This window comes from Alteromonas sp. ASW11-130 (assembly GCF_026183735.1).
GTDB lineage: Bacteria > Pseudomonadota > Gammaproteobacteria > Enterobacterales > Alteromonadaceae > Alteromonas.
The window spans coordinates 368,258-392,271 of the sequence record NZ_JAPFRE010000027.1 but is presented as its reverse complement, the minus strand read 5'-3'; the positions used below and the strand labels follow the sequence as shown (position 1 = coordinate 392,271).

Genomic DNA, 24,014 nt, shown 5'->3' with positions numbered 1-24,014 from the left:
GTGGATTACTCAGGTTAAATTAAAGGCTTAACCCTGATTTTCACTTACTTGAATACTTCTTCTGGTACGGCTATAAATTCTTCGAATTGAGGCTTAGCAAAGTAAAAGCCTTGTTGTTTGGTAACCCCCATTTCAGCTAGCACATCTCGTTCAGCTTTTGTTTCAACCCCCTCGGCTACCACTTCAACATTGAGGGTAGAGGCAAGGCGTTGTAAATGACTGACGATTAGTCTACGTTTAGTGACTTTATCGATGTTCCTAATTAAAGAAATATCTATTTTTATACTATCGGGATTCAAATAGGCTAACCAGTCCAGGTTCGCATAGCCTGAACCAAAATCATCCAAAGCAGTGTTGAAACCAATCTTTCTATAATAATCAATCGTTTCTTCTAGCCTGTGGATTTCAGGTACATGATCTGTTTCTACCATTTCAAAATTTAACCGCGAGATGGGGAAGTCATATTTTTTTGCTGCTGCAAGGGTAGTTTTAATACATGCGTCGGGCCGATGAATTGCCCCGGGTAAAAAGTTAATACTAAGCTTCTTAGTCAAGTTATGTTGCGCCGCCAAGGCAATCGCTTTAACGCGACAAGTCTGATCAAACTGATAGATGTTTTCAGCGGTTACTTCATTGATCACTGTGGCCGCCGGTTCGCCATTCATTCCCCTGACTAACGCTTCGTAGCCGTATGTTTCTCTTGATGAAAGGTCGACTAAAGGCTGAAAGGCCATTGAAAAATTTTTTTCAAAGGTCGTCCCTTGTCGACAAGCAGCACAAGGTAGAGGCTCTTGCTCCTTTGCAGTGATATTTTTATGTAGATCCTCTTGATTAACATTACCAAATCGCACTGATATTTCCTTTTATACTTGAGTATTATAATTTGTAGCGTTTACAGACAAAAAATACAAACATAGTGCTTGGGTTAAATTGGACTCATTGTTTTAACGCTTTTCTTGTTAATTACCCCCTATCGTTATAGCGCATTAGAAATAGGTCTCGTTGATGGCGTTGTGAATTTTAATCAATGATGTTTGCAAATCATCAATAAACGTATGTAACTTTTCCTGTTTAAGATCGCGGGTATCCAGCTTTTCCAATTCTTTAGATACTTTAACTACCTTTTCTTTCACGGGTTGCGACTTAGGTAACTCGCCCGCACATTTGATCAATTGTTTTATTGAATGACTAATGGAGCGGGGAAAGATATCCCGTTTTAGTAGAAACTCAAGAATATCTTCACGGCTGATCCTCAGACGCATCTCTTGTCGGTACATCTGATAAGCTGTTAAAGATTTTAGTACGCTCATCCACTGAATATTTTCGAAAGCACTAAGTTTACCCGATATATCGGGTAATAAAGATGCTGATCGAACATCAATAATTCGCGTGGTCATATCGGCCCGTTCAAGATGACGCCCCAGCCGCAAAAATGAATAACCAACATCCCTGTTCATGGTTCCGCCCATTAAACCAGTAATAGTTTGGTTACCTGAAACAATTTTCTCCAAACATTTAAATCGATGTCGTCGGGTTAGTACGCTTTGGCTATCTTCTTTTGCTGTGGCGAAGAGGTTATTGATCAATTCCCACGCTTCTGAAGGTATAATTTCGCGTATGATACGCGCATTTTCTTTTGCGTTTGCTAAACAATTAATGATTGACCCTGGGTTAAGCGGATCTGACACTACGAATTTAATTATGCTCTTTTCATCAGCTGTTTCGTACCGCTCATGAAAAGTTTCGCGGAATGAAAGTATGTCAACGATGGGTTCCCAGCCTAAGGTAATATCTTTTGGTAAGTCTAATAGTAAGTGTGTATTGACCTGAACTAAACGAGCAGTATTTTCGGCTCGTTCAAGATAGCGGGCGAGCCAGTAGATATGATTGGCAACTCTGGATAGCATCTTAGTTTTCCTCCGTGTCTACGATCCAGGTATCTTTACTACCTCCGCCTTGGGATGAATTAACTACTGTGGAGCCTTTTCGCATCGCAACGCGTGTGAGTCCACCCATAGTCACACTGGTGTGTTTACCGGATAAAATAAAGGGTCGTAAATCTAAGTGTCTCGGCTCCACTTTTGTGTCAATCAATGTAGGTGCAGTAGAAAGCAAAAGCATAGGCTGAGCAACGTAATTCCGAGGATCCCGCCTTATCAAGCGTACAAATTTTTCCCGTTCAGCTTTCGTTGCATGCGGGCCTATTAACATTCCGTACCCCCCTGACTCGTTTGCCGGTTTCACCACCATCTTCTCGATATTGTCGATGACATAATCACGTTCATCTTTGTTAATACATTTGTAAGTAGGAACATTGGGGATAAGCGGTTCCTCATTTAAATAGTAACGGATAAGATCCGGTACAAATGCATAAACCACCTTATCGTCCGCTACCCCGGCCCCAGGCGCATTTACTAACCCAACATTACCTGCTTTCCAGGCACGCAACAGGCCAGGCACGCCCAACATGGAGTCTTCTTTAAAGGCTTCTGGATCGAGAAAGGCATCGTCTATCCGACGGTAAACAACGTCTACTCTCGACAACCCTTCAACCGTTCGCATATAGACTATGTCATCTTCATCAACTACTAAATCACTGCCTACCACGAGCTCGGCTCCCATCTGCTGGGCTAAATAAGCATGTTCAAAGTAGGCAGAATTAAAAATTCCAGGCGTGAGTACTACAATTTCTGGTTGTTCTACTTTTCGTGGGGACATGTCCGATAACATGTCGTACAGTTGCGACGGATAATCATCAATTGGCAGAATATTATATTTTTCAAACATGTCGGGAAAAACGCGTTTCATCACATGCCGGTTTTCCAACATGTACGAGACACCTGAAGGAACACGAAGGTTGTCTTCTAAAACATAAATGGTTCCATTTTCATCACGTACTAAATCAGAACCACAAATATGCGCCCAAATCCCATGAGGGGGGGTGATTCCACGACATTCTGGTAAGAAATTTTTTGAATGTTCTAAAATACTTTCCGGAATAATGTTGTCTTTTACTACTTGTTGCTCATTGTATAAATCATTGATGAACATATTTAGCGCTTTTACACGCTGCTTCAAGCCTTCTTCAACTTGCTCCCATTCTTTCCTAGGAATAATGCGAGGAATAATGTCGAATGGCCAGGCACGGTCGATAGAGCCTTCTTCTTCCGTATAGACAGTAAAAGTTATGCCCATTACCTGAATAGCCGTCGTAGAGGCTGTCTTAAATTCACTAATTTCGCTATCGCTGAGTTGCTTTAAATAATCACATAAATCCTGGGCTGCGTTCCGCGGCTTGTTCCGCACGCGAATAAGCTCGTCGTAAAACGGTGTTGGATAGTAATTTCCCCAGCGAATAGCCATACAATATTCTCGTTGATGCTTTGGTTGTTTTATACTCATCTAAGCTTCAAAAGAGCAAAAGGTCAAAAATTCTTTTAAATTCAATTGTAACATTGCAGCTAACTTACAAAATTTACGTATTCAGATTTAATTAACTTACTTAGGAACCGAACAGTGACTTACTGCCTCGCTATTAAAGTAAACAAAGGACTGGTCTTTGCGTCGGACACGCGAACGAATGCCGGCGTGGATAACATTGCCACATACAGTAAAATGACCCGTTTTGTATGGCCCGGGGAGCGAGTCTGTGTTTTATTGACATCGGGAAGCTTGGCTACCTCACAAGCAGTAGTCAATGCGCTATACCTGGATCTGGAAAATCCTGATGCTGAAATAGACCTACGCAAAGCAAAACATTTGCATGAGGCGGCAAGTTATATTGGAAACCTAAGTCAAATAGAACAACAGATGCATGCTAAAGCGATGGAAAAAAGCGGCACGAGTGCAGAATCCAGTTTCATCTTAGGTGGCCAAATAGAAGGACAGCCCCCGGAAATTTTTATGATCTATCCTCAAGGTAATTATATCTCTGCCTCAAACGATACGCCTTACTTACAAATTGGCGAGCACAAATACGGCAAACCAATTTTGGATCGTATTGTACAAGCCAGCACGACTTTAGAGGATGCTGCACGGGCTGCCTTAGTGTCACTCGATTCTACGATTCGAAGTAATATCTCAGTTGGCCCGCCAGTAGAACTCGCGATCTATCAGAACAACCGAATAAACGAGCTCTTTCATCAAACTCTCACCCTGGATAGCCCTATGTATAAATCTCTGCAGAAACAATGGACGCAAGGGTTAAAGCGAGCGTTTAATCGACTTCCCCGATTTGATTGGGAGAAAAAAGAAGCTGATTAACGCTTAATAAGGCTGTTGACTCACAATTTTATGGACGAAAAATAGCTTTTGTAGCGCTTTGTCTGAAATGATAAAGGGATAGGCATCATCTAATCCCATACTTCGATTTAATGCATTTAATACCGTAGTTAGTCGGCACCAATCCTCATAGGTAGCATCGAAGGACTGTGCGTACAAATTATCTTGTAACGGATTCACCATTTTATGGCGCATAATACTGACCTGATATTCGGTCGCGGTTTCTAACGTATCGACAATATGTAAATAATGAGCCCAGGTTTCGGCCCAATCTTCCCAGGGATGCATACTGGCGTATGCGCTTATAAAGTTTTCCTGCCAATTGTCGGGCGGACCTAGGGAGTAATAGCTCTCTAAAGATTGGGTATAGTCTTGCCTTTCGTCGCCAAACAAGTCCCGAAAAGCTGACAATAATTCGGTATGTTGGATCAATACGTTCCAATAAAAATGACCCGATTCGTGTCTCAAATGCCCTATCAGCGTGCGATATCGCTCATTCATTTTTTCACGCATTAGCACCCGTGAAGCATCTTCCGCTTCTTTTAAATTAAGGGTAATTACGCCATTATCGTGACCGGTAATAACCGTTGATTTTACGGTAAGTTCATTACCATATTCATCTTCTGTTTCATCTTCCAAAAAACGAAAGCGAAGAGACGGTTCGTCAGGCTTCATTCGCCATACGGGTAGATCCAGCTTTTTTAAAGTGTAGATAAGACGCCGTTTCGCCACTTCCATTCGATACCACAGTTCAATATTTTCTTCTTTGGAAAGATCGGGAATATGAGAAGTGAGCTCACAACTTGCACAATAGGCGTTATCACTAGTGATAGGTATCAGCCAGTTGCAAACGTGAAATTCAGAATAATTTTTACAGGGCTTGTATTGTTGATTATCGAGGTTAGCTGTCCACACATTGTCATAACTCACTTCGCAAGAAGATAGTGCTAGCTGGCCACTTATGAAGCCTACCGGACGGTTGCAGGACAAACAAAAAGAATTTGCAAAATATAGTGTATTGCCACATTCGCATAAAAAGTTACGCAAGCCAATGCCCTTATTTCGTATGACTGACCGTGCAAGTGTAACGTAAATTTGAATAAACGGTAGCTAAATTTTGACCTGTCTGAATTAAATAGCTGTTAACAATTGCAATATATATTTAGATTTATAAAACAACAGGTTAATCGGTTACGCATAACCCAGATTCGTTAAAAGACCTTTCCTCTCAATGAATTTAAGATCATATAATGCTTAAAAAATACAAAAATGTTATTCAGGATGTTAAACGATCATAACGGTCAAGCGCGCGTCGACGACTAGTCTTTAAGTCAACAATAGGCTCAGGATACTCCTCCCCAAGGATTATCCCAGCATCTTGCAGTACCTCTTTACTGGCGCTCCAAGGCTGGTGGATATATTTGGGGGGAAGTTTTGCTAATTCAGGACAGTAGGTGCAAACATATTCGCCATGCTTATCGAATTTTTCTCCCTGCAGGACGGGGTTAAAAATTCTGAAATAAGGCGCAGCGTCAGCGCCACTGCCTGCCACCCATTGCCAATTTGCATTATTGTTGGCCAGGTCGGCGTCAAGTAAACAATCCCAGAACCACTCCTCCCCTTTTCGCCAGTCGATAAGTAAATTCTTAACTAAAAATGAAGCGACTACCATACGCACACGGTTATGCATAAAGCCTGTTTGCCACAATTCTCGCATACCCGCATCCACAATAGGAATTCCTGTTCTGCCCTGTTGCCACGCGCGCAGGGAAGATACATCTGTTTCCCATTTGAAGTTATTGAATTTAGGATTGAAATTAGAATGGCACATTGAAGGAAAATGAAAATGTAAATGATAGTTGAACTCGCGCCAACCTAATTCACTTAAAAAGGTATCTACGTGTACACTCTGCTTGCTCCGGTATTTATCTTTAACCGCATACCACACCTGATGTGGCGATAACTCGCCAAAGTGTAAGTGTGGTGATAATAACGATGTCCCTTGAACTGAAGGTTCATCCCGTGCAAATTTGTAGTTATCGATATCATTAGTGAGGAAATTAGCTAACCTGTCGGCTGCTCCTTCTTCACCGGGCGACCAGTTTTTTTCTATTGTCTGATACCATCTTTTTTCAGGTAGTAAAGCTAACGCATCCAGCGAAATCCCCTTTTCAAGCACTTTCTGGTAGGTGATTCTACTTGGTGTACCTATTGGATAGCGCGGAGGTGCCCCATCTTGTAGGCATCCTTTTTTGTAGAATGGCGTGAAAACTTTGTAGGGGTCTCCGTCTTTTTTACTGATATCAAAAGGTTCCCATAGCAAAGAGCCATTAAATGAAGTCGCGTTTACACCTAGGTTAGCTAATTGCTTTTTAAGATCATTGTCGCGCTCAGTTCGCCACGGCTCATAGCAACGATTCCACACTACTGCGTCGCATTTATACACTTTGAGCAAATCAACGACTATTTGTGACGGATCACCTTCAAACAGCTGAAGGTTACCGCCAAGTCCCTTTTGTAACGATTTTAAGCTGTTGTGAAGCCACCAATTTGAAGCCGCGCCTCGTTGATATTTTTTCGGACAGGAGGTGTCGTTAATATAGATTGGGATGATTTTCCCGTTATCGCACGCAGCGGTAAGTGCAGGGTTATCTTTAACGCGTAAATCCTGTCTGAACCAGACCAATGTGGTAGAAACCGTCACATCAACAACCTATTGTTCTTTCTCTGCTGCTTTATTACGGTATGAAGTGAGCAAAAGGGTTAAAAAAAGCGCAACTCGCTAAATGAATCTTTTGGACCTCAGACTGTAATGGTATCATCGCTTATGATCTTTTAACCACTCGTTCAGCAGTTTAATTTGCCCGCATTTATATGCTGCAAATAACACCCTTAGCGCGTTAGACAACGTTTCACTGTCACTCCACCCTGTCTTTTCTCTTATTTCATCGTAGCAGATTTGGGCTTGAGGGCTGACATATCCCCGAATCATCTTTTTCCCTGCCTGTTTTTGGCGCTCTCTGAAACGGCGTTGTTTTTCAGCGTTTGCAGAGGAAATTTCGTTTTTTTCATTTTTCATAAAAAGGCAGCTCGAAGGGTATTGTCATAATGTGGAAAGTTTAACATGGTAAAAAGCGTTAAATAAATGACTGTTCGGAGTTGTTTAGCGTACAAGTGTTCGCTAAATTAACCATTCATTTCAAAGAAGCGATACTAAGTAATGACAGAAAGAAAAAATAGTTTTGATCGGGACGACTTATTAGCCTGTAGTCGGGGTGAGATGTTTGGCCCCGGCAATAGCCAATTGCCCGCTCCAAATATGCTGATGATGGACAGAATTGTCAGTATTACCGATGACGGTGGAGAACATGGTAAAGGACAAATCATCGCTGAGTTTGATATTACTGAAGACTTATGGTTTTTCGCGTGCCACTTCCCTGGCGATCCTGTGATGCCAGGCTGTTTAGGATTAGACGCCATGTGGCAACTCGTAGGATTTTTCTTAGGATGGAGCGGCGGTCCAGGCAAAGGTCGAGCCTTGGGGGTTGGCCAAGTTAAATTTACAGGGCAAATATTGCCTAGCGCCAAGAAAGTCACTTACCGTATTGATATGAAGCGGGTCGTAAAACGGAAATTATTTATGGGTATGGCAGATGGTATCGTCGAAGTTGACGGTCGCCAAATATATAGCGCTTCTGATTTAAAAGTAGGACTATTCCAGGACACTTCTTCTTTTTAATTTTTTATTAAGGCCTTAAAAAGTAAAAGCCCCTTAACGGGGCTTCTTTACTACCTCACAAAGAGATGATTACCGAACTGACAAACCAAGATGTCGATCCTCTACAGCTTCTCGCCATCCCCCTAACCAATGCGATCGCGCATCATTAGATTGAAATGGACAGTTTTCCTTAGAACGACCGCTTATTCCTGCTTGATACCCTTTTGCATGGGCGCGAGTCAGTTTATCTCTTTTTTGTCTTTTCATTGATAAGCCTCTTTTTTGGTTAACGTGCAAAAAAACACCTACCGAGCGCTCTTACCAAATTCATACTGTTAGTGCCGATAAAATGCTTTGCACAATACTGAGATAGCGCAATAGACAAAATGGTTCAACAAAGATTTTTGATATGACTAATTGACAAACAGTAAGCTGTTAATTTTATACATATTTTTTATTTCACTTTTTTGTCATAAATTTTTCGTTAGCAGCGAATTTTGTGTAAAAAAAAACGCCCGAGGGCGTTTTTTCTGTTTCTAAAATGGTTTTCTTCTTCGTAAAACAAATAACGCACTTAATCCTAATAACGAAATGAGCGTATTACTGGCCCCCGCTCTTTCATACTTTTGCTCTTCTTTTGCTTCACAAGACTCAACCTGACCATTTTCAATAGGAGTCAGCTTGACCGCCACTATTTTATCGATAGCGACTTTGTTACCGTCTTCATCTTTAAGGTCGTTACCTGTAAAGTAGGTATCGTTTGCGCGCATTCTGGCATTAGCAATAATTTCGTTATTGTCGTTTATATCTACTGCCTCAACAAGCGTATAATTCGTATCGCAAGAAGTAAGCTGGTTTAAGTCAACAAAATTATCAGCGTCTATGTTGTACATAAAAGCATGGGTTTCACGATTACGCTCATTACTAGCTTCTATATCTGCTTTCCCCACCACCACATTATTGTTATTTATTGAAAGAGGTATAACCCCTGCATTCACAAAAAAACCTTCAGGGTAATGGGTCTCATTTGTTTCGATGTTATGTATAAAGAAACGCTCTCTGGCTATTTCATTCGGCGCCCGAAAAACAGTGCCTGTAATCCACCCTGCGTCATTAATCGCTACAGATCTGCTGGAAATATCTTGCTTGTCCGTTAAAAAGGACTTGGTCTCGCCATTTGCAAAATACGTGGCGTCAGTTTCTAAAATAAACGATTTAACTTGGCTTTCAGGATACAAAATACTGACTGCTTCACCGGTATGTGACCACCCTACAGCTATACCATTATTGTTTATATCTAAGATACGGTTTTCCCAAGCAAACTTATTATTTTCTGGCTCAAATGTTAGGGGAAAAGTTTCCCGTGCTACCACTTCCCCATTTGCTGTGAGCTGCCAAATGGTAGCGCGTTTTGACGCATTATTTTTATAGGTGTCAGAGGTAACCAAATTGTAGATACAAACCTCTTCTGGGAGGTCAGATCGTGTTTCGTCATCTGAGCACTTTTTTACACTGGAGCGAACTTCATCTGAAAATAGGGTTGAACTGTATCCTGCAGCTTGAAAGATATTGTTTACAGCGTATGCTTCAGAAATTCCATTCGCCAGAGTATCTTCTGGTAGTAGTGCCGTTGTTTCTGAGCCTACCTGAACAAATGCTCTGCGATATGTATCGTTAACAGTGTATGTAACAACTTCACCACTTTCGTCCGTATACTCAATATCCTCGAAAGGAGATTGCGAATAACCAACTATAAAATTACCCTCAACACTATCGCGCGCAATAGTGTTGACCGATTTACTATAATTTTGAAATTTTTCAACATAGTTATCGAAGCCTGGTATGAGGTTAGCCTCAACTAAGTCAGTGCTATAGCTATTATACTGAGCAATATTTTGCTTTTTTAAAGTAAAAGCATTTTGGCTGGTTAAATAAAAAACGATGAGAGTGTAATCAACATCACTAAAGATGCCATTTTTGATATCTTCTTCGCTTTCTATGGTAGATTCATTGGCTGTGAAAAAGTTAGTTTGTTCCAGACGCTCTATATCTATCGGTGGGTTGTATTCATTACTCGTAGTAACCAACATGGTACCACTGTTGTCGATGGAATTTGCGAATGTACTTTTCGCTTTATCTGAAACAGGTAATGGTGTTATTGAATATGTTGCAGCAATGGAACTTAAGCTGGTTAAGGTTAACAATGCGGCTGCAATTGGCTTTATTTTCATGGATTATCCTATTTACTGCTGATCTTCCAGCGTACTTTCTAATTCATCCCAGCGAGCATATTTCGCTGCTAAGGTGTTCTCTATCTCGCCTAGCTGTGCAAGCGCTTTAGAGGTCTCGTCACTTGATTGTTTAAAAAATTCAGGTTGATTAACTGCTTGTTGTAATTCTGCCAGTTTTTCTTCTAGCGACTCTATCTCCAAAGGTAAGCTTTCTAATTCACGTTGGGCCTTGTAGGAAAGCTTTTTTGGCTTTTTATTTAATGATGCTGGCTTTGGACTGTTTTCGATAGCATTAGTTTCACTGCTAGCCGATTTGATTAATTTTCTCTCGAAAACGTCAAAAACTGATATTCCCTTAGCTTTATACCATTGTTCTATATCTGTAAATCCACCAACAAACTCTTGTACCTCTCCTTCGCCAGCGAAAAATAATGCGCTATCAGCAACATTATCTACAAATTCCCTATCGTGGCTAACTAGCAATACCGTGCCTTCATAATTCAAAAGCAATGATTCAAGCATTTCCAACGTTTCAACATCGAGATCGTTAGTGGGCTCGTCCAGTACTAATACGTTGCTTGGTTTGAGCATTAGCTTTGCCAGCATCAGACGGTTTTTCTCGCCTCCCGATAAAGACTTTACCGGCGCATTAACTCGCTCTGGCGTAAAGAGATAATCTTGCAGATAGCTGATTACATGCCTAGGCTGACCATTAACGGTTAGATCGCGTTTACCATCCCCAACCACATCGATGACCGATTTTTCCAGATCTAAACCTTGTCTATGTTGGTCAAAATACGCAATTTCCAGATTAGCACCTTGTTTACAACTACCTGAATCAGGCTGTATTTGGCCCAATAAAAGTTTGATAAGGGTGGTTTTCCCACATCCATTTGGACCGATCAGCGCAATTTTATCGCCTCTTAATAAGGTTAGGTTAAAATCTTCAACCAGTGACTTACCTTCAATAGAGTAACTAAGATGTTTTGCTTCAAAAACAGTTTTCCCGGACCGAACTGAAGCCGACTGAGATACAACTGCATTACCTTGAACCTCTCGTCGCTGGTTACGTTGTTCTCTCAATTTTTTAAGTGCTCTGACTCGACCTTCATTACGGGTGCGGCGCGCTTTAATACCTTGACGGATCCATACCTCTTCCTGAGCTAACTTTTTGTCAAATTCGGCATTTTGGGCGGCTTCTACTTCGAGATCTTGCTGTTTTTTGTCAAGGTAAGCGGCGTAGTTGCCTGGGTAACTGTTTAAGGTTCCTCTATCTAAATCGATTATTCGTGTGGCCATACGCCTTATAAAAGAACGGTCATGACTGATAAAGATAATGGCCCCGTTGTAGGTAGCAAGAGACTTCTCCAACCACTCTATCATGGAAATATCCAAGTGGTTGGTGGGTTCATCCAATAACAATATATCCGGTGAGCGAACTAGCGTTCGAGCAAGTGCAGCTTTTCTCCTCCAGCCTCCAGATAGTTCGGTTAGCTTTGTGTCTGGCTGTAATTGTAGCTGTGAAAGAGTTTGTTCTATCTTCTGTTCAAATTGCCAGGCATCCTGTGTTTCTAACTGTTCCTGTAAATTTTGGAGACGAATCAAGTTAACTTCTGATGGATCCTCGGTAACTACCTGGGTTTGATGAAAATAGGATTTTATGGTTTCACCTAACTCAGCCAATCCTTCTGCAACATAATCAAAAATAGTTATATCATTCGTTTGTGGGGGATCCTGCTCTAATCTTGCAATAATGGTGTCATTGTCAATTATTCTTTGCCCATCGTCTGCATTAATCTCCCCAGCTATAACTTTTAACAGGGTAGATTTTCCGCTGCCATTTCTCCCCACAAGACAAAGCCTTTCTTTGGGTTGAACGACAAGATCTATGTTGTTAAGCAATGGCGGACTACCAAACATTAATGAAATATTTTTTAGCTGAATTAAACTCATTTTATATACTGCTCGAGTGAATCTACATTGAATGGCCAGCCAAGTTCTGCGCCTGTGTCTTTTCGTTTTACAACCGGGATACGCGCTCCGTATAAATGATAAAGTTCAGTACTATCACGGATGTTAACTTTTTCAACCATGACTGGTTGTTTGAGCTGGGCTATTACATCCAGCGCGTCATTACAAAGATGACAATCTGGGCCAGTGTATAGAACAAGCCTTAACATGACAAAATCCAACATTGATGAATATTACTATGCCGCGCAAAATCGGTAGGAATAGTTTGTTTCGATATGTCGTTAATGTGTAATCCGAGCGCCTCTACTTCGTCTTTTGCAAGCTTGAAACCACGTCGATTATTTGAAAATATAATTTCGCCACCTTCACGTAAGCACTTCTTTGCACTCGCAATTAGGTTAACATGATCACGTTGCACGTCCCATGTAGTGTTCATTCGCTTTGAATTTGAAAATGAAGGCGGATCAATAAAGATTAAGTCATACTGCGCGTTATGATCTGTAAGCCAGCTAACACAATCTGCTTGCACAAAAGCATATGGGCCGCGCAAATTATTTTGTTTAAAGTTTTCTTTAGCCCATTCAAGATAGGTATTGGACATATCAACTGTGGTAACGGAACGGGCTTTACCTAAAGCGGCGAAAACGGACACTGAACCGGTATAAGAAAATAAATTCAATACATCTTTATTGGCAGATTTGTTCTTAACAATTTGTCTGGTTTCTCGATGATCCAGAAACAAACCTGTGTCAAGGTAGTCTGTTAGGTTAACTAAAAACTCCGCACCATTTTCGTGAACTACCCGCTTATCGCCTTTTTGCGAAAGCTTATTGTATTGTTGAGAGCCTTTTTGTTTCTCGCGTACCTTCAAATACACATCTTTGCCAGGCACACCGCACACCGCTGGTGCATGCATTAACACTTCCTGTAGGCGACGTTTCGCTTTTTCTTCGGAAACGGTTTTTGGAGGTGAATATTCCTGGATAACCAAAGCATCGCCGTAACGGTCAATCGCTACATTGTAATCGGGTAAGTCCGCATCATAAATTCGGTAGCAGTCGGTATCCTGTGACTTAATCCACTTGTTTAGTCTTTTGAGATTTTTTTGCAAACGATTGGCAAACTCGTGATTGTTACTACCTTCGTTATACTGCTGACAATTGTCTTCATCTAAATTGTAATTGACTAAACGGCACTCAAGTTTTCCGTTATTTATTGCATAGTCTTTGCTGGACTTGAGCTTTAATAACCTTAGTAAATCACGGTTGCTGCTCAGTAGCGATACTTTCCACCCCTGCCATGCAGTTTTTAGATGTTGACCCCACGCAGTAAATAAGGAAATTAGTTCTGTCAATTCCCCTAACCTTTCTCCGTAAGGGGGGTTGCTAACCAGAAATCCTGTGGTTTTCACTGGCGGGCAAAAAGTAGTTGCATTTGAATGGGCAAATTGTATATCCGTGAAAACACCTGCGTTGTCTGCATTTTTTCGCGCAATTGAAACCAGTGTTTGATCAATGTCAGCTGCAAAAATATTGTTCAACCCAGTTTTTTGAACGTTCACGGCAGCATTGACCAGCTGTTCCCACAGCGACTCATCATGCGCTTTCCACCGACTAAATCCCCAATATTCACGTTTTATACCTGGGGCAATATTCCGTTGGATATAGGCAGCTTCTATCGCCAGTGTGCCAGAACCACACATTGGGTCGACGAGGGGTTGCGCAGGATCTTTGCTCCAACCTGAGCGCATCAAAATGGCGCACGCTACGTGCTCTTTTAGCGGAGCCTCACCGGTAGACTGTCGATAAGCTCGTTGGTGCAAGCTGCTACCACTTAAATCTATTCCAATCGTTATCGTGTCGCGTCTACATCGTGCAAAAATAGGCAAATCAGGTTTGAATTTTTGCACCGAGGGGCGTATCCCACAGTCTTCTACAAATTGATCAACTATAGCATCTTTAATTTTAACCGCGCCGAACTGAGTATTTTTAATAGCTCGGTTAGTACCATGAAAAGCGACGCTAAGCGTTTGATTTGGATTAAGATTCTCCGACCAGTCAATCGCTTTAGCGACATTATAAAGATCTTCGGCATCATTGAATTTACTTTCGGCAAGTACCCATACGACGCGGTTAGCCAATCTTGACCAAAGGCAAAGGTTATAGGCTTGCTCCAATGTACCTGAAAAACTAATTTGACCTGGTGCAGACTTAATCTGTGCATCAGGTACCAGTGTTTTAACCTCTTCAGCTAACAGCTCATCTAAACCCTTGCTGGTCGTAAGTAATATTGAATTCATAATTCTCTTAGTTAAAGTGACTTTGTGATGCGTCTGATTAATTCTGGACCTTGGTATATAAACGCTGAGTACACTTGAACTAATGAAGCGCCCGCGTCTAGTCGCTGTTTTGCTGTTGTCTCAGAGTGTATCCCACCCACACTGATAATAGGTAACGCTCTGTCAAGGTTTGCGGCTAATTGTTTAGTCACATGGTAACTTTTATCGTCTAGCACTTGACCACTTAACCCCCCAGCCTCATCAGCATTTTGCAGTCCTTCTACAGGTTTACGCTCCAGCGTGGTATTCGTTGCAATCACTCCATCCATTTTCGCGTCAATCAATGCATGAGCAAAATCGGCGATTTCCGTGTCGGACAGATCGGGAGCAATCTTGACAAAAATAGGTACGTATTTGCTATGGGTTTGACATAGCTTTTCTTGCGCTTGCTTTAGGCCATTCAGCAGATGCGCAAGCGCTTCGCCATGTTGCAGATTGCGTAAGCCAGGCGTGTTAGGTGATGAAATATTAACAGTAATGTAGCTTGCGTAGGGATAAACCTTGTTAAGACACATTAGGTAATCGTTTAAAGCATCTTCCTCCGGTGTATCTTTATTTTTCCCAATATTAATGCCAATAACGCCTTTATACTGAGCACGCTTGACTTGCTCTACCAAATAATCAACACCTTTGTTGTTAAATCCCATACGATTAATGATGGCTTGCTTTTCTGGGATCCTGAATAATCTTGGTTTAGGATTGCCAGCTTGAGGTCGAGGCGTCACTGTACCTACTTCGATAAAGCCAAACCCCATCGCAGCAAATGCGTCTATGCATTCTCCATTTTTATCTAACCCCGCGGCAAGTCCTACAGGATTGCTGAATTTAATTCCAGCAACGGTAGTCGGTTTATCTACTGCTTTATGAGAGTAAAGTTTTTTTAATGGTGTGTGCTGTGTGCGATGAAGCCATTTCATTGCCAAATTATGGCTGGTTTCGGGTTCGCATTTTAGCAGTAAGTTTTGAATAAGTGATTGCATCATTTTTTATAAAAAAGCCCTGAATACCAGGGCTTTTATTAGTCAGGTAACAAATGCATCCATTCTAATGGTTAGACTTAACGCTTAAAAGCATCAATTCACGCAATGCGACAGAAAACTTGGCAAATTCGTGTGTATTGCTAGTTTTAAACTCCGACATCATGTGATACCAACGTTTCAATAACGCCTGGTTCTGTTCTATCCAGCTATCTAGGATCTCGTCAGCGTCTTTCGCATCTGGCCGAGATTGCAATAAATTAGATGTAATAGAGCGCTGCTGCCAGTCCAATTCTTCGCGGTATGAGGCTCTGGCCAATGCTTGCCAATGATTACTAACCGATTGATTAGTAATTTGTTCAAGAAACCAGTGCAACTCAAGTCGTGAACCTAACTGGAAGTAGAGCTTTGCGATAACTGATGTTTCGTGTGAATCTGCTTCATCGATTTGTGCAAGGTCCAAACTTGAGAACATATTGGAGAAACTGGCTACCTGATACGCGATATCTTGCGGTACACCTTCGTTCGTATAGCGTAACGTCATTTTTTCCAGATGCGCATATTCTGCTTCTACCAGATAGTCCTGAAGATGACGCGACAGGTTCTCAAAGGTCGAACGGTAGCGATCAATCGATTCTTGAATACCAATTGACTTATTGCCATGGCGTAAGTACCAACGAGAAGCTCTGCGCATAATGCGACGACACGCTTCCAGCATTTCTAATTGTAAATCAGCAGGAACCTGGTTATCTAGATCTTCGATTTTTTCCCAGATTGTTTCGATATTGAAAATGCCTTTAATTATTGAGTAAGCATTAGCAATTTCGTCCACGGTCGCGCCAGTCTCTTCTTGCATTCTGAAAACAAAATTAAGGCCCATATCGTTAACTATGTTATTCGTTAACTTGGTTGCGATAATTTCGCTTCTTAGCGGGTGCTCTTGCATCTGCTGACTGAATTTGTCACGCAATACTTCGGGAAACGCCGTAATCAGTAGTTTGCTGTGATAAGGGTTTGATGTGATTTCTGGAATATCCAAAGAATCCTTTAATACCATTTTGCCATAAGCAGACAAAACACTAAGCTCTGGACGAGTAAAACCTTTATCAGATGCTACCCGATCTGATATCTCATCGTCACTTGGAATAAACTCTAATTCACGATTTAACAGTCCCTCTCTTTCAAGTCCGTGAATAAAGCGTAACTGTTCTTTTAGTAACGACACACCTGATCGCTCAGTAATAGAGATAGATTGTGTCTGACGATAACAATCCTGCAATACTAATTCAGCCACATCGTCCGTCATTTCATAAAGCAACGCATTTCGTTGTTTTATGGTAAGGTCGCCATTTGCCACCAGACTGTTTAATAGTATTTTGATGTTGACTTCATTGTCCGAACAGTCAACACCACCTACGTTATCGATAAAATCTGTGTTGACCCGACCACCGTGAGTAGCATATTCAACACGGCCCAGTTGGGTAAGTCCCAAGTTACCACCCTCGCCTACTATTTTGGCTTGTACATCTTTACCATTGACGCGTAAATCGTCATTTGCACGATCACCTACGTCTGAGTGAGTTTCCTTGGTACTTTTGATATACGTGCCGATCCCGCCATTCCAAAGTAAGTCTACTGGCATTTTCAGGATGTTATGTATTAGTTCGTTAGGGGTCATTGTCTGCTGACGTGTACCTAACCATTTTTTCATTTCAGGTGTTAATTTAATTGATTTTGCTGCACGACTGAAAATACCGCCCCCAGTTGAGATCAACTTACTATCATAGTCTTCCCACGACAGTGATGGGTTTTCAAACAATCGTTTGCGTTCCTGATAGCTTGTTTTTGCATCTGGATTGGGGTCAAAGAAAATATGTAAATGGTTAAAAGCTGAAATTAATCTGGTGTGTTCAGATAGCAACATTCCATTACCAAATACATCACCAGCCATGTCACCCACGCCGATAGCAGTGAATTCCGTCGTTTGGCAATTTATGCCCATCTCACGGAAATGACGTTTAACAGACTCCCATCCACCCCTGGCGGTGATACCCATTTTTTTATGGTCGTAGCCTACACTGCCACCCGAAGCAAATGCATCCCCTAACCAAAAGTCAAATTCCGCTGCAATGCCGTTGGCAATATCAGAAAATGTAGCGGTACCTTTATCAGCAGCTACCACTAAATAAGGGTCATCCTCGTCCAGACGCACTACATCTTTGGGCGGAACGATTTCACCATTAACGATGTTGTCGGTAATATCCAGTAAACTTCTGATGAAGGTGCGGTAACAACTTTGACCTTCAGCTTGAACAGCTGCACGCCCTTCGCTAAAAGGGAGTTGCTTACACACAAAACCGCCTTTTGCGCCTACCGGTACAATAACGGTGTTCTTTACTTGCTGTGCTTTTACCAAGCCCAAAATCTCTGTACGGAAATCTTCTTGACGATCTGACCAGCGCAAACCACCTCGAGCCACTTTCCCCCCGCGGAGGTGAACACCTTCCACGCGCGGGCTGTAAACAAATATCTCGAACTTAGGTAATGGCAATGGCATATCTGGAATAAGCTCGGGCATCATCTTGAATGATACATATGGCTTTTCTTCACCCGCATCATCCAGCTGATAAAAGTTGGTACGCAAAGTCGCTTTCATTAAGTCCAGATAGCGACGAATAATGCGGTCATCGTCCAGATTACTTACGTTATCTAACTGTGATTTAATTTCGCTTAATATCGCCTCTTGTTTTTTCGGATTGCGTTTCTTTTTTGGATTAAAACGTTGTTCAAAGAAATCAATCAACAGCTTTGCGATTTCCGGATAGTTTGACAGTGTATTGGCAATATAATCTCGGCTGAAGGAGCTACCGGTCTGACGCATATATTTTGCATAGGCACGTAAAATAGTCACCCGTCTGCCCGTCATTCCTCCGCCTAGGATCAAACGGTTAAATGCATCATCTTCAAGGTTGTTGTGCCACACTTTTGAAAATGCATCTTGAAACAGTTCCTGTGCCTTTTCCATATCCATATGCTGACCACTTTTGTGTAGCATTGTGAAGTCCATCACCCAGTTTCGTTCGTTTTCAGAACAGGTGATTTTGTACGGACTTTCATCCACTACCCGAAGGCCAAAGTTTTCCAGCATAGGCAACACATCTGAAAGATGAATAGGCTCAGCTTTATGGAAAAGTTTAAGCTTCACAATTTGGCTATCAGACTGCTCTTCCTGCGGTCGATAAAAAAGCATATCCAATGTATGACTTTCATCCAGCAATTCAAGCTTTTGAATATCAATTAGCGCCGCACTGGGTAAATTCTGTTCCATATAGCTGCGTGAGAACGCGTTAAGATATTTCTTTTCCAACGCTTTACCGTTCGCTTCACCATGCGCGGCAGTAATCGATGCAGCTAATCTGTCATTCCACGTCTTGGTTAACTCGATAATATTCTTTTCAATTTCCTTCACATCAAATTCCGCATTGTTGTCATCGACTCGAGCTATGTAGTGTGTTCTTGCATAGACAGATTCGGAGAAATAAGTAGTAAACTCAACTTCTTCTTTAGCACCTAAGGAAGCTTTAAGTAAGGCTTGCGTATCTTTACGCAATTGCGTGTTGTAGCGCTCTCTAGGTACAAACACAAGGCAAGAGAAAAAACGACCAAAAATATCTTTTCTTATAAAGAGCTTGGAGATACCGCGCTCTTGCATTTGGAAAATACCTTTTACTATTTGCGCTAGTTCTGCAGAAGGTGTCTGCAATAACTCATCCCGTGGATAAGTTTCTATTATATTAACGAATGCTTTATACGCGTGCGTGCCGGGTTCAAAACCTGAGTGATCGCATACGCGTTTTATTTTTTCACTTAAGATAGGTAAATCTATTGCACTTGAGTTATAGAACGACGCAGAATAAAGACCTAGAAAGCGGTGTTCCCCTATTACATGGCCTTCTTTATCAAAAGCTTTTACCCCTATGTAATCCATATAGGCAGGCCTGTGTACGCGGGCTCTTGAATTCGTTTTGGTCAGGATAAGAGGGTTGGTACTCAATGCGGCAGCTCTAGCCGTAGCAGGTAAATGTGAAACCAAACGCTCGCGGTCGCTTATTGAGTTCTTCATCAAACCAAGGCTAGAATCATTAGCTGGAACCCAGCGATGATCGCCTTCAATAGCCTTTACATCGTAATACCGATAGCCCATAAGGGTGAAATTATGATCGGCTAACCAGTCCAAGAAGGTTTTAGTTTGCTTTCTTTCATCGGCAGACAGTGGCCAGTTTAGTTCGTCAGCTTGCTTAATAACTTCGTCAAGCTTACTGCCCATTGCTTGCCAGTCATTTACCGCCAACCACACTTCATCAACTACTGAGTGCAATTCTTTGGTTAACGTGTCTATATCTTTTTTAGCCGTTTGACGGTCTATCTCAATAAAAAGCACCGTTTCTTTAGTGATACCATTACCCGCTTTACCAGGCTCGACAAACTCGGTTATTTTGTTTTCTTGGTTGCGCTTTAAGCCGATTGGGCTATGAAGGAATAAATGAGAGTTAATTCCCATGCGGTTCAACGCCATACGGACAGAGTCCACTAAGAATGGCATGTCTTTAACAATAATTTCGACAATGGTATGACTGGAGTGCCATCCCTGCTTTGCAATTTCTGGATTAAAAACCCGAATGAAGGGTTGTTTACTATCAAATTTTTCCAGTGCATTCCACAGACTTAAAGTTGCACCGTAAAGATCGCTGTCGTTGCGGTGTTCCAGATCATCATTTGAAATATTTTTATATAACAGACGACCAAACTGCTGAACGAGCGCTTTTTGCTTTGCGTCCACTTTTTTGTCAATAAGTGAATATACATTGTCTAGCAGTACTGAATGCCGCTGAGAGGTGACTGTCATGAATAAACCTTTTTGTTATCGTAAGTGCAGAGTATCACTAGCTATTTTCGCTAAATATCAGCTTTAATGAAAGCCTTATTTAACGAGATATTAACAGCATAGATAAGTATGCAAAATTAACCTATAAAAAAGGGCCATCAAGGCCCTTTTCTGCTTAGCTATGCAAAAAAATATTTAACGATTATAGCTCATTTCGCTTATACCAAAGAAGTCTGGCCAGTGCAGGTAATACGATAATGGCCCCTAACATGTTCACTAAGAACATAAATGTTAGCAAAATTCCCATATCCATTTGGAATTTAAGCGATGAGAATACCCACGTACTTACACCAATTGCCAAGGTAATTCCTGTAAATAACACCGCACTACCTCGCTCTTTTAATGCAGCAAGATAGGCAACCTGAACAGAATCTCCCTGCTTCAAACGGTAGCTCATAGTGGAAAGAATATAAATCCCATAATCCACACCGATACCGACACCTAAAGCAATCACTGGTAACGTTGATACAGTCAGACCGATTTCCAGGTAAGTCATTAATGCTTGCGCTAGAATCGATACTACATACAACGGTATGACTACAGATAACGTTGCACGTAGCGAACGGAAGCTCAGTAGGCAAAGTAATATAACTGCGCCAAATACATAAGCCATCATCGGCATTTGAGCGCTTTTCACTGCTTCGTTCGTCGCAGCCATCACTCCTACCGGCCCTGAAGCGAGACTAAATTTCATATCGTCAGTCTCATACTCCTGACGATACTCTTTAACTGCATCTACTACTCTAGAAATAGTTTCCGCTTTGTGATCTTCCATAAATAAAATAACTGGCATTACCGAGCAGTTACCATTTAGTAAGCCAGAGGAAGTGGGAATCCGCGCTATAGCTTGAACAAGAGTTTGTTGATTACGAGGAATCACCTGCCACTTCACATTTCCTTCGTTGTATCCAGCATTCACTATTTTAGCCACTGATGCGAGGGAAACCGTGGATTGCACACCTTTCACATTTTCCATCTTCCACTGAAAGTCGTCCATCGCTTTCATCACGCTATGCGAGGTGCATGCTTCTGGTGATGTTTCTACCAAAATTGAAATGTAATCAACCGTTACTTCATATTTGTCAGTAATGAGAAAGGTATCTTGGTTGTACCGAGAAGACTCGTGCAAAGCGGGGGCGCCCGCATGTAAATCGCCGATTTTCATATTTTGAGACTGATAAAGTCCAAAAATAAATAAGATGGCTGTGACAACGAGAATTATTGGCGCGACGGACTTATGGGAACAGCACGCCACCATATTCCAGAATTTGCTGGTTTGCTCTTCTTTTCCTGCAAACTTTTCCACATATTTCGCATCAAACTTAAGGAAGCTCATCAATACGGGCAGCAAAATTAGGTTAGTTAAAATAATCACTGCTACACCCATACTGGCGGTGATCGCAAGTTCGCGAATAATGCCAATATCAATAACCAACAAGGTCATAAAACCGACGGTATCGGATAACAGAGCAATGCCTCCAGGAACGAGCAACGTGCGAAACGCGCTCATTGCTGCATGTTTAGCTCCAGCCCCATCTACTGCTTTTTTCTCAACCGCGTTAATCATCTGTACGCCGTGACTTACGCCAATAGCGAACACTAGAAACGGAACAAGTATAGACATGGGATCTAAACCAAAGCCCATAAATGAAAGCAGACCGAGTTGCCATACTACCGCAATAACTGAACAAAGGAGGGGTAATATGGTGAGCATGATATTGCGTGAAAAGAAATACACCATGACGGCTGTAATAGCTAACGCAATGGCAAAGAAAAGAAGTACATCTTTTGCTCCGTCCGCTACATCGCCGATCATTTTAGAGAACCCAATAATATGAATAGAAATATCTTTCGAGCCGAATTGCCCACGAAGCTTCTCTTCTAATTCATTGGCAAATTCTAGTGTATCAAGTTGATCGCCAGTTTGGGGGTCGATATCTAAAAGTTGCGCCGTGACCATCGCACAGCTGTAATCGCTGGCAACCTGACGACCAACTATATTGGCCTTCTCTACGTTGGCAGCGACTAACTGCAGCGCTTCAGGCGAGGAAGAGTCAAAATCGGCTGGGATAACTGGGCCGCCAGCAAATCCCCCTTCTACGATTTCAGTAAACCGGGTGGAAGGGGAAAAAAGTGAGACAACTAAAGCACGGTTAACGCCATTGATAAAGAAGAGCTGATCGTGCACGTTTTTCAGTGTATCGAAGAAATTTTGATTATAAATGTTACCTTGCTTGTCACATACCGATACCAACACGTTATTAGCACCGCCAAAATCATTGCGGTATTTCATGTAGGTTTGCATATATTCATGATTGAGCGGGATATTCTTCTCAAACCCCGCATCGAGTCGCATAAGGGAAGATTGGTAGCCTAGAAATATCGTTGCCAGTGCGAACAGAAACACGACAACTTTACGGTTTCCAAATACAATGCGTTCTGCTAAATGAGTAATACTTGACATAAAGCTTGTTAATCCAGATTAAGTTTTTTGATGCCGTTCGCGCTAACACCAATTATTTTGTTGTTGAATCTTACTGCGTTTAATACTGCCGCTTTATCGTCTAGTTGCTGAACAGACACTTCTTTAGGTCGCTCACACTGATAAATAGGCGTATAGGGAGTATCGGAACTGTCAGGTAATGGTCTATCAATAGTGACGAGAATACCGTTGTTACCCATTGCTGTAATAGCATCGTTAGAGAGCGGCAACAGCGAATTAAGCGTACTGGTGGAACACGTGCTTACGTATTCCCACTCCCCCTGATTTTCCATTTTAAAAATATTACCTCGCAATCCAACTGCCACGACCGTATCGTCGCTAATGGGACGAATATCGAAAAACGAGCCAGTATAATCAACTTCGTAGCGCTGCCAAGTTTTACCTTTATCATTGCTATAGGCTAACAATCCTGCTTCGCCAGCCATGTAAAGCACGTCTCCGTCCAACGTTACTCTATTGATATGAGGCAGTATGGAGTTTAACTCCTGTTGATAAAAGTCTTCGTCTTCTTCTCGAATTTGTTCAAGGTACGCTTGATCATCAGCGCTGAGCAATGTTGGGTGGCGCTCTGACTCCCAACTTTCTCCCCCATTCATGGTGCGATAAAATAAACCGTACGCCCCTACTGCGATACCGTGTTTTTCATCGAAAAATAATACATCTAAAAACGGTCGCTCGATATCAGGGTTGTAATATTGCTTTTGCCAATTTATTCCTTTATCTGGCGAGTGCAAAATTATAGCGTCGTGCCCAACAGCCCATACATTATTACCAACAATGTCCACCGCTGTTAAAGTAGAGTGCGTAGGTACGCTTTGCTGCGTAAATTCTTCGCCATCATTCGAAGTCAATATATGGCCGCGTTCGCCCACGATTACCAAATATTCTGAAGCGACAACATCAAGTAAAACAGATTGCTTTACCAGCGGTGCCAAATAAGCTTGTTCTGCTGCTGTAGAAAAACTTAAACAAACTATGGCCATAGCCAGAAAGGCTTTTTTCATAAGTAACAAGTAACCTTTTTAAATTAAATTGGTATAAAAAAAAACG

Annotated in this window: 17 protein-coding genes; 2 read left to right on the top strand and 15 right to left on the bottom strand. The window is 41.8% G+C overall.

Annotated elements, in window-relative coordinates; genetic code table 11:
- Positions 1–44: 44 nt before the first annotated feature.
- From OPS28_RS10890 to OPS28_RS10880, 3 genes are all read right to left on the bottom strand, one after another.
- Positions 45–851 (bottom strand): EAL domain-containing protein, encoded by an 807-nt coding sequence (locus OPS28_RS10890; protein WP_265609479.1) that lies wholly within the window; start codon positions 849–851, stop codon positions 45–47.
- 135 nt (positions 852–986) lie between these two features.
- Positions 987–1,907, bottom strand: coding sequence for an alpha-E domain-containing protein (locus OPS28_RS10885; RefSeq protein WP_265609478.1), 921 nt, complete (start codon positions 1,905–1,907; stop codon positions 987–989).
- Position 1,908: 1 nt separating this feature from the next.
- A complete protein-coding gene (locus OPS28_RS10880) occupies positions 1,909–3,363 on the bottom strand; it encodes a circularly permuted type 2 ATP-grasp protein (protein ID WP_265609647.1) in 1,455 nt (484 codons plus the stop codon).
- Between the two features lie 153 nt (positions 3,364–3,516).
- On the opposite strand from OPS28_RS10880, the gene OPS28_RS10875 reads away from it, so the two are divergent.
- On the top strand, positions 3,517–4,263 hold the full coding sequence (locus OPS28_RS10875) for a peptidase (RefSeq protein WP_265609477.1): 747 nt from the start codon (positions 3,517–3,519) through the stop codon (positions 4,261–4,263).
- Positions 4,264–4,266: 3 nt separating this feature from the next.
- Here OPS28_RS10875 and OPS28_RS10870 read toward each other — a convergent pair whose 3' ends face one another.
- From OPS28_RS10870 to OPS28_RS10860, 3 genes are all read right to left on the bottom strand, one after another.
- Positions 4,267–5,328: a zinc-binding metallopeptidase family protein gene (locus OPS28_RS10870; RefSeq protein WP_265609476.1), complete on the bottom strand. Its 1,062-nt coding sequence runs from the start codon at positions 5,326–5,328 to the stop codon at positions 4,267–4,269.
- A gap of 229 nt (positions 5,329–5,557) precedes the next feature.
- A complete protein-coding gene (locus OPS28_RS10865) occupies positions 5,558–6,985 on the bottom strand; it encodes a cryptochrome/photolyase family protein (protein WP_265609475.1) in 1,428 nt (475 codons plus the stop codon).
- Between the two features lie 114 nt (positions 6,986–7,099).
- The gene (locus OPS28_RS10860) at positions 7,100–7,360 is read right to left on the bottom strand and encodes a hypothetical protein (protein ID WP_265609474.1); all 261 of its coding nucleotides are present in this window, start codon (positions 7,358–7,360) and stop codon (positions 7,100–7,102) included.
- 141 nt (positions 7,361–7,501) lie between these two features.
- Here OPS28_RS10860 and fabA point away from each other — a divergent pair, with 141 nt between their 5' ends.
- On the top strand, positions 7,502–8,020 hold the full coding sequence (gene fabA, locus OPS28_RS10855) for a bifunctional 3-hydroxydecanoyl-ACP dehydratase/trans-2-decenoyl-ACP isomerase (RefSeq protein ID WP_265609473.1): 519 nt from the start codon (positions 7,502–7,504) through the stop codon (positions 8,018–8,020).
- Positions 8,021–8,089: 69 nt separating this feature from the next.
- On the opposite strand, the gene rmf is transcribed toward fabA, so the two are convergent.
- The 9 genes from rmf to OPS28_RS10810 form a co-directional block, all read right to left on the bottom strand.
- Positions 8,090–8,266: a ribosome modulation factor gene (rmf, locus tag OPS28_RS10850; protein ID WP_265609472.1), complete on the bottom strand. Its 177-nt coding sequence runs from the start codon at positions 8,264–8,266 to the stop codon at positions 8,090–8,092.
- A 269-nt stretch (positions 8,267–8,535) separates the two neighbouring features.
- Positions 8,536–10,230: a DUF3466 family protein gene (locus OPS28_RS10845; RefSeq protein ID WP_265609471.1), complete on the bottom strand. Its 1,695-nt coding sequence runs from the start codon at positions 10,228–10,230 to the stop codon at positions 8,536–8,538.
- A gap of 12 nt (positions 10,231–10,242) precedes the next feature.
- Positions 10,243–12,183 (bottom strand): ATP-binding cassette ATPase Uup, encoded by a 1,941-nt coding sequence (uup, locus tag OPS28_RS10840; RefSeq protein WP_265609470.1) that lies wholly within the window; start codon positions 12,181–12,183, stop codon positions 10,243–10,245.
- Entirely contained in the window at positions 12,180–12,410 is a 231-nt protein-coding gene (locus tag OPS28_RS10835; protein WP_265609469.1) for a glutaredoxin family protein, read from the bottom strand. The genes uup and OPS28_RS10835 overlap by 4 nt, the downstream gene beginning before the upstream one ends.
- Positions 12,404–14,500: a bifunctional 23S rRNA (guanine(2069)-N(7))-methyltransferase RlmK/23S rRNA (guanine(2445)-N(2))-methyltransferase RlmL gene (gene rlmKL, locus OPS28_RS10830; protein WP_265609468.1), complete on the bottom strand. Its 2,097-nt coding sequence runs from the start codon at positions 14,498–14,500 to the stop codon at positions 12,404–12,406. The genes OPS28_RS10835 and rlmKL overlap by 7 nt, the downstream gene beginning before the upstream one ends.
- 11 nt (positions 14,501–14,511) lie before the next feature.
- On the bottom strand, positions 14,512–15,519 hold the full coding sequence (gene pyrD, locus OPS28_RS10825) for a quinone-dependent dihydroorotate dehydrogenase (RefSeq protein WP_265609646.1): 1,008 nt from the start codon (positions 15,517–15,519) through the stop codon (positions 14,512–14,514).
- A 64-nt stretch (positions 15,520–15,583) separates the two neighbouring features.
- On the bottom strand, positions 15,584–20,422 hold the full coding sequence (locus OPS28_RS10820) for an NAD-glutamate dehydrogenase (protein WP_265609467.1): 4,839 nt from the start codon (positions 20,420–20,422) through the stop codon (positions 15,584–15,586).
- A gap of 181 nt (positions 20,423–20,603) precedes the next feature.
- Positions 20,604–22,925, bottom strand: coding sequence for an efflux RND transporter permease subunit (locus OPS28_RS10815; protein ID WP_265609466.1), 2,322 nt, complete (start codon positions 22,923–22,925; stop codon positions 20,604–20,606).
- A gap of 8 nt (positions 22,926–22,933) precedes the next feature.
- Positions 22,934–23,968, bottom strand: coding sequence for a WD40/YVTN/BNR-like repeat-containing protein (locus OPS28_RS10810; RefSeq protein ID WP_265609465.1), 1,035 nt, complete (start codon positions 23,966–23,968; stop codon positions 22,934–22,936).
- Positions 23,969–24,014 lie beyond the last annotated feature (46 nt).